This is a genomic window from Amycolatopsis sp. NPDC058986, from assembly GCF_042741125.1.
Classification (GTDB): domain Bacteria; phylum Actinomycetota; class Actinomycetes; order Mycobacteriales; family Pseudonocardiaceae; genus Amycolatopsis.
In genome coordinates, this window is record NZ_JBHYJW010000048.1 from 12,582 (window position 1) to 30,376 (window position 17,795).

A 17,795-nucleotide genomic window follows, 5' to 3' on the forward strand; every position below is an offset into this window, starting at 1 on the left:
TCCCGGCGAGTCCGTGAATGCCACGTCGAGGGACTCTGAATCCCTCAATGTGGCATTCACGGACTACAGCGGAGGTTCCGGGGTCAGCGCACGCTGAGCGCGGCGTCCGCGCGGAGGTTCGCCAGCGACTCGCGGGCCTGGGCGCGGAACTCCTCGACGCGGGCGAGCTTGATGTCCTCGTAGCCACGGACGACGTCGGACAGTTCGGCGATCGCGGTGACGGCGTCGACGGTGCCCGGCTTCAGGTGCGCGAGCGCGTCCCGCACCAGACGCTGGTACTCGCCGATGAGAGCGCGCTCGACGCGGCGGACCCTGGCATAACCGAAGGCGTCGAACCGCGTGCCGCGCAAGCCTTTCGCGGCCCGCAACGCCTTGAACGTCAGCTCGGCGGAACGCCGCAGCCGCAGTTTGCGCTTCATGCCCATCGCCCGCAGCACCGGCGGGTGCAGCAGTACCGACACCGAGGCGTCCGGCCCGAACTCGTCGTCGCGCCTCGCCTTTTCGACGGTGTCGAGGTGCAGGCGCGCGACCTCGTACTCGTCCTTGTACGCCATGAACTTGTGCAGTCCCTTGGCATACGCGACCGCGACCCGCTCCGCCTCGGCGCCCGCCCGCTCGGTGGCGAGGTCGGCGACGCGCCGGACCTCCTCGGCGTAGCGGCGGGCGTAGTCCTCGTTCTGGAACCCGACGAGGTCCGCGACGCGAGTGGCGAGAACTCGGCCCAGTTCCCCGCTCGGGGCGTGCGCGGCGGCGATCGCGACGGCGACCTCGTCGACCGCCACGGTCGCCCGTTCCGGCGACGACGTCGCGGCCAGCACCGCGTCCCGGTCGAGGACGGCCGCGCGGCCCCAGCGGAACGCGGCCAGCGTCTTCTCGACACCCGCCCCGTTGAGCCGGATCGCCTGCTCGATCGCCTCGGCCGACACCGGGACGCAGCCGTGCTGGAACGCGGCACCGACGAGCAGCATGTTGGCGGGCATGTGATCCCCGAACAACGCCTCCGACAGCGCGAGCGCGTCGAGGTAGAAGTTGTCCGCGCCCCGGGTGACGGATTCGACGCGTTCCAGCGCGTCGTCCGGCGTCCCCGGCACCACCACCCTGTTGGTCACCATCGCGGCCGTCGGGACGACGCTGGTGTTGACCACCGCGACGGTGTGCTCGCGGTGGGCGGCGGCCAGGTTCACGTCGGCGGCGGCACCGAGCAGGTCGAAGCCGAGCAGGACGTCCACAGTGGACTTCGTCGCGCGCAGGGCGCCGTCGATGGGCTGCTTCGAGATCCGGACGTCGCTGATCACCGGGCCGCCCTTCTGCGCGAGACCGGTCTGCTCCAGCCCGGCGGCGTAGAGGCCGTCGAGGTGGGCGGCCATCTGCAGGATCTGCGACACGGTGACGACGCCGGTGCCGCCGATCCCCGGCATGCGCAGCAACGTGCCGTCCCCGGTGAACCTGATCGGCGGCGGGGTCAGCTCGACCGGCAGGGACGGCACCGCGCGCTTGCGCTTCGTACCCGGCTCGACGAGCAGGAACGACGGGCAGTCGCCCTTGAGGCAGCTGAAATCGGAGTTGCACGACGCCTGGTGGATCCGGGTCTTGCGGCCGAACTCGGTTTCGACGGGACGCACCGAAAGGCAGGTCGACACGTCACCGCAGTCGCCGCAGCCTTCGCAGACCCGTTCGTTGATCACGACCTTCTCGGCCGGGGTCGGCAGCTGCCCGCGCTTGCGCAGGCGCCGTTCCTCCGCCGCGCAGCGGTCGTCGTGGATCAGCACCGTGACACCGTCCACAGTGGAGAGTTCACGTTCGACGTCGGCGAAGTCGTCGCGATGCCGGACCGACGCGATCTCGTCGAGCGCGACCCCGCGGTACGTCTCGGGCTCCGCGGTGGTGATGACGATGCGGCGGACGCCTTCCAGCGCGAGCCACCGGGTCAGCGACGGGATACCGAGCCGCCCTTCGGCCTGCTGCCCGCCGGTCATCGCGACGGCGTCGTTGTAGAGCAGCTTGTAGGTCATCGTGACGCCGGCCGCGGCGGCGGCGCGGATCGCCAGCGAACCGGAGTGGTGGAACGTCCCGTCCCCGAGGTTCTGCACGAAGTGCCGGTCGTCGGTGAACGACGCGAGCCCGATCCACTGCGCGCCCTCGCCGCCCATCTGGGTCAGCCCGATCTGGTGCCCGCGCCCGGCGCTGTCGAGCGCGACCATCGCGTGGCAGCCGATGCCGACGCCGACGAGCGTGTCGTCGCCGGTGCGGGTGGAGGTGTTGTGCGGGCAGCCCGAGCAGAAGTACGGCGTCCGGGCGTCCACAGTGGGCAGAGTGATCCGCGAGACCCTGGCCGGGGCAAGCGCTTTCAGATGCGTGGTGGCGGCGCGGGGCAACCGGTCGGCGCCGAGGCGGGCGGCCAGCGCGCGGGCGACCTCGTCCGCGCCGAGCGTGCCGCGCGCGGACAACAGCGGCCTGCCGGTCTCGTCGTGGCGGCCGACCACGTTCGGCGCGCCGGGCCGCCGGTACAACGCGGCCTTGAGCGCGTCCTCCAGGAACGGCGTCTTGTCTTCCACCACAAGGACTTCGTCGAGGTCGCCGGTCATCGCGGCCAGCTCGTCCGCGTCGATCGGGAAGGGCATGGACAGGCGGATGAGCCGCAGGCCGAGCGTGTCCATCGCGGCCTCGTCGATGCCGAGGTCCGCCAGCGCGCGCAGAACGATGGAGTAAGCCATGCCCGAGGCCAGCACGCCGAAGGTGGCCCGCTCGGCGGTGAAGGTGACCCGGTTCAGCCCGGCCTCCCTGGCGTAGGCGCGGGCCAGGTTGAGCCGCCGGGTGAGCACGTCGTGTTCGGCGTCGACCGCGGCCGGCCCGACCAGCGCGCCGGGCGCGGGCCGCGGCGTCTTCGGCGGTTCGGGGATCTCGTGGCCCAGCCCGGCGACGTCGACGGTGGCCGACGCGTCGGCGATGTCGGCGACGATCTTCAGTCCGGTCCACAGCCCGCTGGCCCGCGACATCGCGACCGCGTGCAGGCCGAGGTCGACGATCTCCTGGATCGAGCCGGGCGCGAGCAGCGGCATCGACAGGCTCTGGCACAGCTGCTCGCTCGCGCTGGGTAGCGTCGAGGACTTGCAGTCCGGGTCGTCACCGATGAGCGCGACCGCGCCGCCGAGCGTGGCGGTGCCCGCGACGACGCCGTGCCGGATCGCGTCGGCGGCCCGGTCGAGGCCGGGGTTCTTGCCGTACCAGAACCCGGTGACGCCGTCGTGGCGGCGGCCGGGCGTCTCGCCGAGCAGCTGGGTGCCCGCCACCGCCGTCGCGGCGAGTTCCTCGTTGAGGCCCGGCTGGAAGACGATGCCCGCGGGTTCGGTGAACCGCGCGGCCCTGGCCAGCTCCATGTCCAGCCCGCCGAGTGGCGAACCGGGGTAGCCGCTGACGAACACCCGGGTGTCCAGGCCGCGGGACTCGTCGAGCTTCCGCTGCTGGAGCATCAACCGGACCAGCGCCTGGATGCCGGAGATCAGCACCCTGCCGCGTTCGGCCGTGTAGCGGTCGTCCAGGGAGACGGCGGCAAGGTCGACGCTCACGGGGAGCCTCCATCCAGGGTCGTTCGTGGTGGGCTACGCCACAGCACAGCCGAAGCGCGACCCCTCGCGCAAGCAAGTCCCGCGAAGCGTAGCGCAACACGCAAAGAACTCTTCATGAACGCTGATTCGGCGGCTATTGTTTGCGTGCCGGAGTGAGGAGGCGCGGAGTGGCCGATGTGGACGAGACGGACCTGCGGGTCCTGCAGTTGCTGCGGGAGGACGGCCGCCGGACGTACTCCGAGATGGCCCAGGAGGTCGGGCTGTCGGTCGCCGCGGTCAAGCGGCGCGTAGACCGTCTCCGCGACATCGGGGTGATCACCGGGTTCACCGTCGAAATCGATCACGCCAAGCTCGGCTGGGGCATCGAGGCGTTCACCGAGATCCGGTATGTCGGCACCACCGGGATCGAGGAGATCATGCGCAACGCCGCCGAACTGCCCGAGGTGCAGACGGTGTTCACCATCGCGGGCGACCCCGACGCGCTGATCCACCTGCGTGCCCGCAACATCGACCACCTGCAGCAGGTCATTGACCACCTGCGCCGGTCCGGCGCGGTGACCGGCACGAAAACGCTGATGATCCTCGGCTCGCGCAGCCGCAAGAACTGACCGCCTCAGTTCGGGACCGCGAGGGTGGTGCCTTCGAGACGGCCGCGTAGCGTCACCTCGCCCGCCGGGCGCCATCGGGCGGCCTCACCGTCCGAAGTGGACTCGACGGCGTGCCAGGAGGCGAGCACCTTGCCGGGAACGTCCTTCGCGAGGTCGGTGAGGCGGGCCGCCTCGTTGACCGCGTCGCCGATCACCGTGTACTCGAACCGGCGCCGATCCCCCACGTAGCCCGCGACGGCCTGCCCGGTGGCGACCCCGACACCCGCGGCGCAGCCGGGCACCTCGGCCGCCAACCGGGACCCGATCGCGCGGGCCGCCGCGAGTGCCGCCCCGGCGTGGTCGTCGAGGGCGACGGGCGCGTTGAAGATCGCGAGGACGGCGTCGCCGACGAACTTGTTCACCAGCCCGTGGTTCCGGTCGATCTCGTCGACGACGACGGCGAAGAAGCGGTTGAGCAGGTCGACGACCTCGGTCGGCGGGCGGGTCGCGGCGATGGTGGTGGACCCGACGACGTCCACGAACAGCACCGACACTTCGCGTTCCTCGCCGCCCAGTTCCGCGAACCGGTCCACCGCGGCGCGGGCGACCTCCTGCCCGACGTGCCTGCCGAACAGGTCGCGGATGCGTTCCCGTTCCCGCAGCCCGGCCACCATGTCGTTGAACCCCGCCTGCAGCAGGCCCAGCTCCGTCCCGTCGTAGACCGGGATCTCGACGTCCAGTTCGCCGTGCCGCACCTTGCGCAACGCCGCCTGGACCGAGCGGATCGGCGCCACCGTCGCGCGCGTGGTGAACACCGTGAGCAGCATGCCGAACACGATCGCCACCACGCCGAGCACGACGACGGTGACCGCGAGCTTCGTGGCCGAGACGTCCTGGCGGGCCAGCGCGAACACCGCGACCGTCACCAGCCCGGCGACCGGGACGCCGGTGCCGAGGCACCAGAACAGCAGCATCCGCAGCCCGATCCCCGCGCCGGCGGAGTGCCACGCCGCGCCGGTGAGCGCGCGGGCGGCGATGGGCCGGAGGGCGAACTCGCCGAGCAGGTAGGCGTTCGCGCAGACGACGATCCCCGCGAAGCCGACGGTGAATCCGATCGCCGCGACGAGGTTCGGCTGCAGGATCGCCGCCAGCACGGTGAACAGCACCGTCGCCAGCCCCCACAGCGAAAGCTGGACGAGCGTCAGCCGCAGCGGTACGCGCAGCGCGGCGCGGCGTTCGCCCGCGTCGGGCACCCGCTGCTCGGTGACCCACCGCAGCGCACGGAACGCGTCACGGGTGCCCCAGACGGCGCCGACCGCCACCGCCGCGCAGATGTAGACCGGGGTCGCGATGGCCCACACCGACAGCGTCCGGCTTTCGATCCCCGCGCTCGGCACGACGAGCACCGACAGCACCACGACGACTCCGGCGCCGATCAGGTTCGCGACGATCAGGGTGATGGTGAGCAGCACCTGGATCCGGATCCGCAGCGTTTGCCCATCCTGCCCGGCGGGACCGAGCAACCGCGAACCGAACGGGACGGGCGGAAAGTCGCTCACCGCGAAACCCTAGCACGACCCCTGCCAGGCTCGGAGTCCACTGTGGAGTGACAAAAACAGGAACCCGGAATACGCATCGGCATGACAAAAAGCGGTCCCATGCCGTGAAGGCCTCCTTACCGGCGCTCAAGGCGGGCAAGGAGGCCTTCACAGCTATGGAATCCACAAAGGACACTTCCCGTGGGGGGCGGGCGGAAAGCGTCCGTCGTGTGCTTCCGTCAGCCGACGTCGGTGCTGCCGAGCACCGCGTCCTGGTCCGGCGGGTCGAGGGCGAGGTTCACGTCGAACTTCGCCAGCGACGGGTCCGAAACGTCGGTCGTCACGTGGGTGACGGCCTTCGGGTCGACCGAGATCGTCGCCTTCCCGGTCGGGGTTCCCTGCGGGACGGTGAAATCGACCTTGCCCTGAGAGGTGAACTTGATCGGGCCGCTCGGCGGAACCTGCGTGTCCGGGATGGGCAGGTTCACCTTCAGGGAAATGGACTTCCCGTCGCTGACCTTGATCGCCACCGCGGCGTCGATCGAGCCGCCGATCTTCTTCCCGCCGACGAGACGCAGACCGTCGCCCACGCCGTCCCCGGTGTCCACGTCGAGGGTGAACGGCACCGAAACGGGCTGCCCTGGGGTCGCCTTGGCCGGGATGTCCACGTGGACGACCGTTTTCACCTGCTGGTCACCGATGATCGGGAAGCCACCCTTCCAGGTCAGCGGCTTGTCCGCGGCGCTGGCCGCGCCCGCGCCGCACACCGTGACGACGGCCGCCGCCACCGCGACGATCCCGGCCCTGGCGAGCCGGGTACGCGTTTTGGTCGCTGTCACATTCAGCTCCTTCTTCGTTGAACGAATACTGAACTGGGGGATAATGAATGGCAGGCCGGGCGCCCGGCCGCTCGATGGCAACGGTAGTGGGTAAATAATGGCCCCGACAACCGGGCCGTGTGACTTTAACGGGATATCTTCCTATTCATCACACTGGCACGAAACAATCCGGCATTCATTGTCATGCGGCTGCGGATTTCGACGCTTCCTCCGGTGAATATCGAAATGTGGAACCCGCACGGCCGTGACAGTTTTTCGCGCCGCCGCCCGCTTCAGGCGGCCAGGAACGGAAGCAGACGGCCGAGCAGGGCCTCGGGCCGGTCGAGCGGGATGATGTGCCCGCAGTCCTCGACGAGATGACCTTCGAGGTCGTCGGCGATCGGCCGCAGCTGCCGTTCCAGACTCCGCCCGACCGGGTGCGCGCCGACGGCCATCGTGGGCACGGTGAGCCGCCGGTCGCGGACGGCGTCCCGGATCAGCTCCGCGTTCGCGGGCATCGCGCGGTAGTGGGCGAAAGCGCCGCGCAGTGCATCGGATCCGGTGTACGCGCTGACGAACGCGTCACGAATCGGCTCGGGCACACCACGGCCGTGCGTCCCGGAGTCGAGGAACCAGCCGATGTACTCCGCCTCGTGCCCGGTCAGTACCGTCTCGGCCAGCCCGGGCACGGAGTGGAAGCCGAACCACCACGGTTTCCCGCCCGCCAGGAACTCTTCGGCGCCGGGCAGGACGCCCAGCAGCGACTCCATCAGCACGAGCCGCCGGACTCGCTCCGGGCGACGCAGGCCCAGCAGGAACGCCGGCGGTGTGCCCGCGTCGATGCCGACCACCGCGGCGGACGGCTCCCCCAGCGCGTCGAGGATCCCCTCCGCGTCATCGGCGAGCGTGCCCGCGTCGTAGCCGTCGGCCGGCCTCGTGCCGGCGCCGAGGCCGCGCAAGTCCGGCGCGAGCACGCGAAAATGCCGCGCCAGCACGGGAATGACCGCGCTCCACAGCCGCCAGGTGTGCGGGAAGCCGTGGAGCAGCAGGACGGCGGGGCCGGTGCCGGCGACCGCGACGGACGTCTCGATGCCGTTGGTCGCGACGCGCCGCAGGGTAACCCCTTCGACGGTGGTGGTCATGACTTCTCCCGGATAGTGGTTACCATTGGTGACCAGATCAACGTAGGTAACCGTCAAGGCTTCGCCAAGACGGCACTTTCCCGACAGGTGGTGAGCCCGAGGTGACCTCCCGACCGGCCCCGCGCGGTGACGTGTTCGACCCGGCGTGCCCGGCCCGGCGGCTGCTGGACCGCATCGGCACGAAGTGGACGTCGATGGCCGTCAAGGTCCTCGCCGAGGCCGATCCGCCCGAAGTGCGCTTCGCCGAGCTCAAGCGCCGGATGCCCGGCGTGTCGCAGAAAATGCTGTCCACGACCCTGCACAGCCTGATGCGGGACGGCCTGGCCGCCCGCCGCGTCGAACCGACCGTGCCGCCACGGGTGCACTACCGGCTCACCCCGCTCGGCCGCTCCCTCGACGAGCCGCTCGCCGCCGTCCGCGCGTGGGCCGAGGAGCACATGGCGGAGATCGACGAGGCCAACGCGCGCAGTGACGAGAACGAGAAGAACACGGAAAGCGCTGCCACCCCGGCGCCGTGACCGCGGGCCCGGACCCACCGCCGGTGTCGCCAGGACGGGTCGAAGTCGATCATTCGGAGTATCGGTAACCCCCGTTTGCTGATAGCGTCCCCAGATCCTGAGCTCGCGGAGGCGTCAGTTCTTGCCGGGGAACGCCCGAGCGCGCGGTGTGAGGCAGGTTCAGATGCGTGACGATGTGGTCCAGGCGAGCTCCGTGCTGGCACACCCGCCCGAGCGGGTGTGGGAAGTGGTCGGCTCGCCCGAGCGCTACTCGCGGTTCGTGCCGGAGATCAGCTGGTGCGAGGTGGTCGAACCGGCCTCGTTCGGCCGCGGCCCGCGCTGCCTGATCCGGCTCCGGCCGCGCCGGGGCGAACTCGTCGAGGAACAGATCCACGCCGTGGTGCACCGCTCGGGCGAGCACGTCGTATGGCGTGGCGTGCAGGACGAGCGGAGCTGGGTCTCGGTCGAACTACACCCGCTCCCGGACAGCCGCACCGAACTCGTGGCGCGGCTGATGCTGCCCTCACCCCGCGGCGAGATGTCCTCGGCGGCACTCCGGCGCAGTGTTCAGGAGATCGCGCAGCGCATCGACCTGCACCTGTCCGGCCGCCCCGCCCCGCCGGACCGCGCGCAGGACAACAGAGCCACGACGCTGAGAACCGCGAGCACGCTGGTACGGGCCGGGGTCCTGTCCCCTGGACGGCCCGACAAGGTGGCCCGGCAGCTGACCTCGCTCGCGCAGTGGGGCGCCACGGTGGCGGGCGGGTACCAGGCCGCGGCGGCACGCGGGCCGGACGAGCTCGCCCTGCACGACGAACGCTGCGTCCGCACGTTCAGCCAGACCGAGGAACGCAGCAACCGCCTGGCGAACGCGCTCGCGGACCGCGGGGTCAAGGCCCGCGACCGGGTCGCCCTGATGTGCCGCAACCACGCCGCGATGGTGGAGTCGTTCATCGCCTGCGGCAAGCTCGGCGCCGACGTCGTGCTGCTCAACACCGGGCTGTCGGCGAGCGCGGTGGCGAAGGTGATCGCCTCGCACCAGCCGGTCGCGGTCCTCGCCGACGACGAGTTCGCCCACGTGATCAAGGACGTCCGCGGCGAGTTCCTCCGGGTCAGCACCTGGCCGGAGGCCGAGGCGGGGTACCCGACTGTGGACGAGCTGATCGCGGGCGCGGCGGCCACCCGGCGCAAACCGGTGGACCGGCCCGGCCGGATCGTCGTGCTCACCTCCGGCACCACTGGTGTCCCGAAGGGGGCCCGGCGGCCGACCCCGAAGGGTGTCGGCGCGGCGGCGGCGCTGCTGGACCGCATCCCGCTGCGCGCGAACGACCGGATCGTGGTGGCCGCTCCCCTGTTCCACACCTGGGGGCTGGCCGCGATGCAGATCGGGATGGCGCTGCGGGCGTCGCTGTCGATGGTGCGCCGGTTCGACGCCGAGGAGACCCTGCGGACGATCGCCGAACAGCGGTGCCATGCGCTGTTCGCGGTGCCGATCATGCTGCAGCGGATCCTCGACCTGCCGTCCCGGATCCGCGGCCGCTACGACCTGTCCTCGCTGCGGATCGTGGCGAGCAGCGGCTCGGCGATGTCCGGCTCGTTCGTCCGCGAGTTCACCGAAACCTTCGGCGACGTGCTCTACAACCTCTACGGCTCGACCGAGGTGTCCTGGGCGAGCATCGCCGACCCCGCCGACCTGCGTGCCGCGCCGACGACCGCGGGCCGCTGCCCACCCGGCACGCGGGTCGCGATCCTCGACGAGGACCGCCGTCCCGTCCCGCCCGGCGGCGAGGGCCAGATCTTCGTCGGCAACGAGATGCTGTTCGACGGCTACACCGACGGCGGGAGCCTGCCCAGGGCCCACGACCTGATGGCCACCGGCGACGTCGGCTACGTCGACGCGGACGGCAGGCTGTTCGTCACCGGCCGGGCCGACGAGATGATCGTCTCCGGCGGCGAGAACGTCTTCCCCCGGCCGGTCGAGGAGGCGCTGATGGCGCTGCCCGGGGTCTACGAGGTCGCGGTGGTCGGGGTGCCGGACAACGAGTACGGCCAGCGGCTCGCGGCCTACATCGTGCCCCGGCGCAACGCGCGGCTGCACGCCGAGGACATCCGCGCCTACATCCACCAGCGGCTGGCCCGGTTCGCGGTGCCGCGCGACGTCTACTTCGTCCCGGAGCTACCGCGCAACGCGACGGGCAAGGTGCTCAAGCGGCTCCTCAACGACGACACCTGGCCGATCGACCCGGACGGCGGCATCGCACCCGTGTGGCCGGGGCACTGACTCCGGTCAGCCGCGCGCGAGGGCCCTTCGCTCCCGCATCGACTGGCCGAGCCAGATCAGCCCGAGCGCGGCGCCGACGAGCGTGAGCGTGGCCGCGGCCAGCGGCAGACCGCCGATGCCGAGCACCGCGCTGAGCACGAACAGCAGCGCCGCGGGCACGGCCGCGCTCGCCGTCACCAGCGCGGGCACGACGGCACTGGACCGATTCGCTCCGGACATGTGCTTCCTCGCCTTCCCCCGGGTGCCCTCCCCTGGGCACCGTCCTCCCACCGTATACCCGAGGCCGGACGCGCGGCCCGGGTACCCGGGTGACGACGGCCACCGCGGGGCCCGGACCCACTTGAGTCTACAAAGGACACTACGGCGCGACGGCCTCCACGCGGGCCGGAACGTGCTTGTGCCACGGCGTTCCCGCCAGCCAGTCCCGATGCCCGAGCGAGGTCAGCTCGTTCGGGGCCACACCGGCGATCCCGTGTTCGGGGTGATCGACGCCGAGGCCGTTGGGCAGCGAGACGTGACCGGGCTGCATCATGTCGGTGATCTCGACGACGACCTCGGCCGCGCCGCGTTCGGTCACCACGCGCGCGGGGCCGCCGGAGGTGAGCCCGAGCCGCGCCGCGTCGTCCGGGCTGACGCGGAGCGCGCCCGCCGCGTCCCGGCGCCGCCAGGTCGGATCGCGGTAGATCGTGTTGGCGGTGAAGGAACGCCGCTCCCCCGCCGACAGCACGAACGGGAACTCCTCGCTGACCCAGCCGGGTTCGGCGTCCCGCAGTTCGCCGAGCTTGCCGAGCAGTTCGGGGATCCCGACGGTGAACCGGCGGTCGGGACGGCGCACGTAGGTCCACACGTCCTCCCACTCGTCGACGGTGAACGTCACGCCCGACGGCGTCGACACGATGGCCTCGAACAGTTCGTTGCCGTCGGCGAATCCGGCGCGGCGCACCGCTTCGGGCTGGGTCATCGCGCACAGCTGGGCCAGCCCCCACACCGCGGCGGTCCCCCGTTGCCCGGCGGGAAGGGCCGCGCCCAGCGTCTCGTAGAGCACGTACGGCGCGAGGCCCATGAGCGCGGGGTCGGCACCCGCGGCGGTGAAGAACGTGGCCGCGAACTCGGCGCGTCCCGCATGGGCCGCCGCGGTGAGTTTCGCGATCACCTCGGCATCGACGACGTCGAGATGCCGCAGCACGCGGGCGTAGATCTCCGGCTCCGGCAGGGTGCCGGGCAGCGGATCGAGCGCGGGCGGGCGCAGCTGGAAGGTGTTGTGCGGGAATTCGACGTTGAAGAACGTGGCTTCCCACTTCTCGAACTGGCTGGACGCGGGCAGCACGTAATCGGCGTGCCGGGCCGTTTCGGTGAACGCGACGTCGACGACCACGACCAGGTCGAGTGCGTCCAGCGCCTCGCGGAAAGTCCGGGAATCGGCCAGTGAATGGGCCGGGTTCACGCTGTCGATCCACATCGCGCGGAAGCGGTCGGGATGATCGGTGAGGATCTCCTCCGCGATGGAATTGCACGGCACCAGGCCGGAAATGATGCGCGCCCCGGTCACCGGGGTCCGTTTGCCGCGCACGCTTTTCCCGCTGCCGCCCGTCCCGGCGCCCGCGATCGCCGCGAAGCTCGAGTGCAGGAACATCGTGCCGGGCCTGCCGAAGTTGCCGGTGAGGATCCAGATCAGCTTGTTCAGATAGGACACCAAGGTGCTGTTCGGTGCCTGCTGCACGCCGAGATCCTCGTAGGTGGTGGCGCTCGACGCGGTCCCGATGCGCCGCGCCGCCGTCCTGAGCAGATCTTCGGGGACACCGCACCGCCGCGCGTACACCGCGACCGGGATCTCGGCCAGCGCGGCCACCACGGACTCGGTGCCGGTGGTGTGCTCGGCCAGGAAGTCGTTGTCCAGCAAGCCTTCCTGGACGAGCACGCCGAGCAGCGCGGCGAGGCACCACGCGTCGGTGCCGGGTTTGACCTGGAGGTGGATGTCGGCCATCGCCGCGGTCTCGCTGCGCCGCGGGTCGAGCACGATCATCGTCCGGCCGGGGTCCTTCGCGATCTCGCGCAACGTGGGCCGCGCCCGCGGGAAACTGTGCGACTGCCAGGGATTCTTGCCGACGAACACCACGACCTCGGCGTGCTCGAAGTCGCCCTTGGTGTGCCCGCCGTAGAGCTTGCCGTCGACCCACATCTCGCCGGTCTTCTCCTGCGCCAAGGCGTTCGAGAAGTACTTGGCGCCCAGCGCGGCCTGCAGCGCCCGGTTGTAGACGCCGCCGAGGTGGTTGCCCTGGCCGCCCCCGCCGTAGAAGAAGATCTTGTCGCCGCCGTGGGCGTCACGCACGGCCGAAAGCCGTTCCGCGATCTCGCGGAGCGCGGTGTCCCAGTCGATTTCCTCGTACGTTCCGTCTTCACGACGTCGAAGCGGGGAGGTCAGCCGGTGCCTGCCGTTCTGGTAGTGGTCGAGCCGCAACGCCTTTTCGCAGGTGTACCCCGCGGACGCCGGATGCTCCTTGTCGCCGCGGATCCGGTCGAAGCGGCGGCCGTCGAGCTTGATTTCGATGCCGCAGTTGCACTCGCAGAGGATGCACGCGGACTTGCGCCACTGGTCGGTCATGACTCCCGCTCCCGGTTCAGGACGCCGCGGTGCGCTCGCGCTCGGCCGCGGCCGACTTCTTCAGATCGGCGAAGCGGATCGTCTGTCCCGCCGCGCCCCAGTTCCCTTCCGGGACTTCGCGGATCAACGTCCACACGTGCAGCGCCTGGGCGGGGTCGAGCCCGGCGGCCGCGGCGACGGCGGCGTGGACGTCGGCGACGAGACCGTCCTTGCGCCGCTGCGACAACGCGCCTTCCGGCACGGTGATGTCGACGCGGTAGCGCGGCGCACCACCGGGACGTCCGCCGACGGCGAGCCCGCCCTCGGGGATCTCGTGCAGGTAGACCCAGGTGATCTCGCGGAAGAACTCGGTGTCCGGGGCGCCTTCCCAGCGCAGCAGGATCGTCGCGAGCTCGTCCGGCAGGGACTTGGCCGCGGCGTCGCCGAGGGCGCCGGCGGGAACGGTGATGTCGATCAGCGGCATGACGGCCTCCAGGGGGTGACATAGGGCTACTGTCGAGTAACTATGGACTCTGTCATAATGCTGAGTCAAGCGGGTCCGACCGAAGAGGAGGATGCGGAGTTGGGGCGAAGGCCAGGACAGAGCCGTCAGCGCATGCTCGACAGCGCGATCGCGTTGCTGCGAGAACGGGGTGCCTCGGGGGTGAGCATCGACGCCGTCCTCGCACGCAGTGGCGCGCCCCGCGGCTCGGTGTACCACCACTTCCCCGGCGGCCGGAACGAGCTGATCACCAGCGCGGTCGGCCAGGCGGGCGAGTTCATCGGCGGGCTGATCGACCAGGCGGTGGCCGACGGCGATCCCCGCGCGGTGCTCGACGGGTTCGTGGCGTTCTGGAAGCGGTCTCTGCTGGACAGCGGCTACCGGGCGGGCTGCCCGATCGTCGCGCTCGCCGTCGACAACCGCGAAGACCTGCCCGAGGCGGCCGAGCTGGTCCGGGAGATTTTCGCGCGCTGGCACGAAAAACTCCGCGACCTGCTCGTCGGCGAAGGCGTACCCACCGACCGGGCGCGGCGGCTCGCCACCCTCGCGGTCGCCGCGATCGAGGGCGCGGTGATCCTGTGCCGGGCGGAACGCAGCAGCGTCCCGCTCGACGACGTCGTCACCGAGATCGCCCCGCTGTTCGGCTGAAACCGGTTACGAGGCGACCCCGGCGAGGAAGCGTTCGACGAGCAGGGCGATGTCGTCGGCGGTGCGGTCCGGGCTCGCGCTGGGCTGCATGATGTGGCTCAGCACGGTCCGCACGACGGTGTCGATGGCGACGTCCAGCTCGCGGGCGGGCAGCGCGGGCGCCGTCGCCTCGACATGCTCGCGCAGCACGGTTTTCGCGGTTTCGATCAGGGTCCGCGACTGGGTGGTCAGCAGCGGCAGGAGATCGTGGCCCGCGCCGTGCGACGCGCTGACGATCGCGTGCAGCAACGGGGTTTTCGTGGCCAGGACGAGCACGTTGTGACAGGCACGCCGCACCGCGTTCACCAGATCACCGGGATAGGCCTCGAACGCGGCGTCCACCGCCGTCAGGAAGTTCTGCAGCTCCGCCAGCACGATCGCCTCGGCGAGCTGCTGTTTCCCGCCGATCTCGTTGTAGACGGTCTGCCTGCTGACCCCGACCAGGTCGGCGAGTTTGCCCATCGTCACCGAGGACCAGCCGGTCTCGACGGTGGCTCTGGCCGCGGCACCGACGATCCGGCTTCGCAGCGTCAGCTCCTTCTCCCGCGAGGACGGCGGCGCGACAGTCATATCCGTGATGCTAGCCAATCTTCCGCCCCAGAGCGGCGAAGGTGAGAGCCTCCTCCCACTCGCCGCGCTCGGCGACGCGCCGCCGGTACTTCATGATCTCGCGGGGCCGGTCCACGGTCAGCGCGCCCACCAGCCGGTCGCCCCGCCGGTACAGCGCGGTGAATCCCTTGACGGCGCGGGAAGTCACGCGGACCTCGTCGGCACGCGGGGTGCCGACGAACTGGAGACGATGCCCGTACCAGTCCGACCAGAAGTAGGGCACCGGCTCCAGCGGCACGGCCGACGCCGGGTCGAGCGCGTGGCGCGCCGCCGCCGCTCCCTGCTCGGCGGCGTTCGTCCAGTGCTCGAGCCGCATCAGGTCGCCGTCGAAGAGCGGGCTGGCCGCATGGGCGACGTCGCCCGCCGCGTAGACACCCGGCACGTTCGTGGACAGCGTCGAGCCGCAGACCACTCCGCCGTCCACGGCGTGCAGCACCAGACCGCTCCCCCGCAGCCAGCCCGTCGCGGGCGCCACGCCGATGCCCACGACGACCAGGTCGGCGGCGATCTCGTCACCGTCGTCCAGCACGACGCCGATGACCCGGCCCGCGTGCGAAGCGACGCCCGTGACCCGCGTGCCGAGCCGCAGATCGGTCCCGTTCTCGCGGTGGAGTTCGGCGCAGATCGCGCCGGCGTCGCGTCCGACGGACCGGATGAGCGGCAGTTCCAGCGCCTCCACGACGGTGACCGGCAGCCCGCGCTTACGTGCCGCCGACGCCACCTCCGACCCGATGAACCCGGCGCCGATCACCACGGTGCGGGCACCGGCGTCGAGCGCGGCCCGGATCGCCAGCGCGTCCTCGACGGTGCGCAGCTGGTGGACACCCGCGATCCCTTGTCCTGCCGGGAAAGCGTGCGGGGTGGCGCCGGTCGCGATCACCGCCGCGTCGTACGGCACCGGGCGGCCGTCGACGACCACCTCGCGCTCGGCGGTGTCGAGCGCCTGCGCCGGAGCGCCAAGGCACAGCCGGACGTCCCAGTCGTCCCGGAGCTCGTCCGCGGACCGGAACGGCGTCACGACGCCGTCGTGTCCCTCGCCAAGGAAGGCCTTCGACAGCGGAGGCCGGTCGTACGGCAGGTGTTCCTCGGCGCCGATCAGGGTGATCGAGCCGGTGTATCCGCCGCGCCGCGCGCTCTCGACCGCGCGAAGTCCCGCGAGCGAGGCGCCGACGACCACGAGGCGCTCCACGGCTTCAGCCCTTCAACGTCAACGCGAGCACCGGGCACGCGTCCACGGCGGCGGCCAGCTCCCGGCGATGTTCCTCGCCCGGGTTCTCGTCGAGGACGACCATGGTGCCGTCGTCCTGCACCTCGAAGAACTCGTGCGCCATCGCCTCGCACATGCCCAGGCCCTCGCACCTGGTCCGATCCACCACGATGTTCATGTCAGTGACTCCTTGTCGGCTGCTGCGAAATCGACCTTTTCCCGCACCCCGCAGTCCGGGCAGCACCAGTCGTCGGGGACCTCGTCCCACGCGGTGCCGGGCGGGAAGCCCTCACGCGGATCGCCGGCGGCTTCGTCGTAGACGTACTCGCAGCCGGGGCAGACGAACCGGCTCATGCGATCGCCTCGCTCCGCGAGACAGTGTTGAATCCCTTTTGGCGCATGATGTCTTCGATTCGCTCGCAAGCTTCGCTCATGACGCCACCGCCGGATACCTCGCCAGCACCTTGCCGCGCTTGGCGGGCTGGATGTTCGCCCGGGAGATGTCGCCGTCGAAATGCGTGAGCACGCGGCGGTCCATCACCCGGCGCCACACCGGCGGCACCAGGGCGAGCACGATCATCCCGGCGTACCCGGTGGGCAGCACCGGGGACTCCTCGAAGTCGCGCAGGGTCTGGTAGCGGCGGGTGGGGTTCGCGTGGTGGTCGCTGTGCCGCTGCAGGTGGTACAGCAGCACGTTGGTCGCGATGTTGTTGGAGTTCCAGCTGTGGCTGGGATCGACGCGCTCGTAGCGGCCCTTGCCGTCCGGGCCGGTGCGCTGCCGCAGCATCCCGTAGTGCTCCATGTAGTTCACGACTTCCAGCAGCGAGAAGCCGACCACGGCCTGGATGATCAGGAACGGCAGGATGCCGGCGCCGAAGGCGATGATCATCCCCGCCCACAGCACCGCGGACATCAGCCAGGCGTTGAGCACGTCGTTGCCGAGCCGGAACGGGTGCTGGTTCCGGCGCGCGTAACGCTTCTTCTCGAGGTTCCACGCGCTCTTGAGCGAACCCCACACGGTGCGCGGCCAGAACCGGTAGAAGCTCTCGCCGACGCGGCTGCTCGCCGGGTCCTCCGGCGTGGCGACACGGACGTGGTGGCCGCGGTTGTGCTCGATGTAGAAGTGGCCGTAGAAGCTCTGCGCGAGGGCCACTTTGGACAGCCAGCGCTCGTGGCTTTCCTTCTTGTGTCCCAGTTCGTGCGCGGTGTTGATGCCGATGCCGCCGACGCATCCGATCGAGACGGCGAGCCCGATCTTGTCCACAAGGGACAGATCACCCTTCGCGATGAGCCAGCACGCGCCGATGAAGCCGATGTACTGGATCGGCAGGTAGAGATAGGTGATCCAGCGGTAGTACCTGTCGTTCTCCAGCGCCTCGATGACGTCGTCCGGCGGGTTGGACCGGTCGAGGCCCGCGATGAGGTCGATGGCCGGGACGATCACCAGGATCACCACCGGGCCGATCCAGAACCACGCGCCCCAGCCGGTGAGTTCCCGCATCCCCACCGCGATGAACGCGAGCGAGGGCACTACCAGGCCGATGAGCCAGAGGTAGCGCTTCCTGTCCTTCCACTGCCCGGTCGATCCCTCGGGGATCGTGCCGGTGTCCTCGGCTGCGACGGCCACAGCGTCCTCCTCGACGAGCGTGCTTTTACAACACCATAGGATTTGTACAGTGGATTTGACAAGTGGAAGATGCTTGTAAAGTCCTGACGGCGTGTCAGGTCATCCGGCGATGTCCAAAATGCTCCGTTCGGGCCTACGGACCAGCACACTCCG

At 70.5% G+C, this 17,795-nt stretch carries 14 protein-coding genes and 1 pseudogene; 4 read left to right on the forward strand and 11 right to left on the reverse strand.

Features of this window, described 5'->3' with window-relative positions; genetic code table 11:
• Nucleotides 1–83 precede the first annotated feature (83 nt).
• Nucleotides 84–3,566, reverse strand: coding sequence for an indolepyruvate ferredoxin oxidoreductase family protein (locus tag ACFW0G_RS33020; protein WP_378329375.1), 3,483 nt, complete (start codon nt 3,564–3,566; stop codon nt 84–86).
• Between the two features lie 167 nt (nt 3,567–3,733).
• Between ACFW0G_RS33020 and ACFW0G_RS33025 the strand changes: the two genes are divergently transcribed.
• A complete protein-coding gene (locus tag ACFW0G_RS33025; protein WP_378329376.1) occupies nt 3,734–4,174 on the forward strand; it encodes an Lrp/AsnC family transcriptional regulator in 441 nt (146 codons plus the stop codon).
• A 5-nt stretch (nt 4,175–4,179) separates the two neighbouring features.
• Here ACFW0G_RS33025 and ACFW0G_RS33030 read toward each other — a convergent pair whose 3' ends face one another.
• From ACFW0G_RS33030 to ACFW0G_RS33040, 3 genes are all read right to left on the reverse strand, one after another.
• Nucleotides 4,180–5,712 carry an adenylate/guanylate cyclase domain-containing protein gene (locus tag ACFW0G_RS33030; protein WP_378329377.1) on the reverse strand — a complete coding sequence of 511 codons (1,533 nt, stop codon included), beginning with the start codon at nt 5,710–5,712 and terminating at the stop codon, nt 4,180–4,182.
• Nucleotides 5,713–5,930: 218 nt separating this feature from the next.
• Complete coding sequence (locus ACFW0G_RS33035) at nt 5,931–6,530, reverse strand: DUF6801 domain-containing protein (protein ID WP_378329378.1); 600 nt, start codon at nt 6,528–6,530, stop codon at nt 5,931–5,933.
• Nucleotides 6,531–6,802: 272 nt separating this feature from the next.
• Nucleotides 6,803–7,651 carry an alpha/beta fold hydrolase gene (locus ACFW0G_RS33040; RefSeq protein ID WP_378329379.1) on the reverse strand — a complete coding sequence of 283 codons (849 nt, stop codon included), beginning with the start codon at nt 7,649–7,651 and terminating at the stop codon, nt 6,803–6,805.
• A gap of 101 nt (nt 7,652–7,752) precedes the next feature.
• Here ACFW0G_RS33040 and ACFW0G_RS33045 point away from each other — a divergent pair, with 101 nt between their 5' ends.
• Both ACFW0G_RS33045 and ACFW0G_RS33050 read left to right on the forward strand, forming a co-directional pair.
• On the forward strand, nt 7,753–8,169 hold the full coding sequence (locus tag ACFW0G_RS33045; protein ID WP_378329380.1) for a winged helix-turn-helix transcriptional regulator: 417 nt from the start codon (nt 7,753–7,755) through the stop codon (nt 8,167–8,169).
• 163 nt (nt 8,170–8,332) lie between these two features.
• On the forward strand, nt 8,333–10,429 hold the full coding sequence (locus tag ACFW0G_RS33050; protein ID WP_378329381.1) for an AMP-binding protein: 2,097 nt from the start codon (nt 8,333–8,335) through the stop codon (nt 10,427–10,429).
• A gap of 6 nt (nt 10,430–10,435) precedes the next feature.
• Here ACFW0G_RS33050 and ACFW0G_RS33055 read toward each other — a convergent pair whose 3' ends face one another.
• From ACFW0G_RS33055 to ACFW0G_RS33065, 3 genes are all read right to left on the reverse strand, one after another.
• Nucleotides 10,436–10,648, reverse strand: coding sequence for a hypothetical protein (locus ACFW0G_RS33055; protein WP_378329382.1), 213 nt, complete (start codon nt 10,646–10,648; stop codon nt 10,436–10,438).
• A 139-nt stretch (nt 10,649–10,787) separates the two neighbouring features.
• Nucleotides 10,788–13,031 (reverse strand): molybdopterin-dependent oxidoreductase, encoded by a 2,244-nt coding sequence (locus tag ACFW0G_RS33060; protein WP_378329383.1) that lies wholly within the window; start codon nt 13,029–13,031, stop codon nt 10,788–10,790.
• A gap of 16 nt (nt 13,032–13,047) precedes the next feature.
• A complete protein-coding gene (locus ACFW0G_RS33065; protein WP_378329384.1) occupies nt 13,048–13,494 on the reverse strand; it encodes a 4-oxalocrotonate tautomerase family protein in 447 nt (148 codons plus the stop codon).
• A gap of 99 nt (nt 13,495–13,593) precedes the next feature.
• Here ACFW0G_RS33065 and ACFW0G_RS33070 point away from each other — a divergent pair, with 99 nt between their 5' ends.
• Entirely contained in the window at nt 13,594–14,160 is a 567-nt protein-coding gene (locus ACFW0G_RS33070; RefSeq protein WP_378329385.1) for a TetR/AcrR family transcriptional regulator, read from the forward strand.
• A gap of 6 nt (nt 14,161–14,166) precedes the next feature.
• Here ACFW0G_RS33070 and ACFW0G_RS33075 read toward each other — a convergent pair whose 3' ends face one another.
• From ACFW0G_RS33075 to ACFW0G_RS33090, 4 genes and pseudogenes are all read right to left on the reverse strand, one after another.
• On the reverse strand, nt 14,167–14,769 hold the full coding sequence (locus ACFW0G_RS33075) for a TetR family transcriptional regulator (protein WP_378329386.1): 603 nt from the start codon (nt 14,767–14,769) through the stop codon (nt 14,167–14,169).
• Between the two features lie 10 nt (nt 14,770–14,779).
• Complete coding sequence (locus ACFW0G_RS33080; RefSeq protein ID WP_378329387.1) at nt 14,780–15,997, reverse strand: NAD(P)/FAD-dependent oxidoreductase; 1,218 nt, start codon at nt 15,995–15,997, stop codon at nt 14,780–14,782.
• 4 nt (nt 15,998–16,001) lie between these two features.
• On the reverse strand, nt 16,002–16,193 hold the full coding sequence (locus ACFW0G_RS33085) for a ferredoxin (protein ID WP_378329388.1): 192 nt from the start codon (nt 16,191–16,193) through the stop codon (nt 16,002–16,004).
• Nucleotides 16,190–17,642 (reverse strand): annotated as a pseudogene (locus ACFW0G_RS33090) (fatty acid desaturase). Before ACFW0G_RS33090 ends, ACFW0G_RS33085 begins: the two are co-directional and overlap by 4 nt.
• Nucleotides 17,643–17,795: the final 153 nt, after the last annotated feature.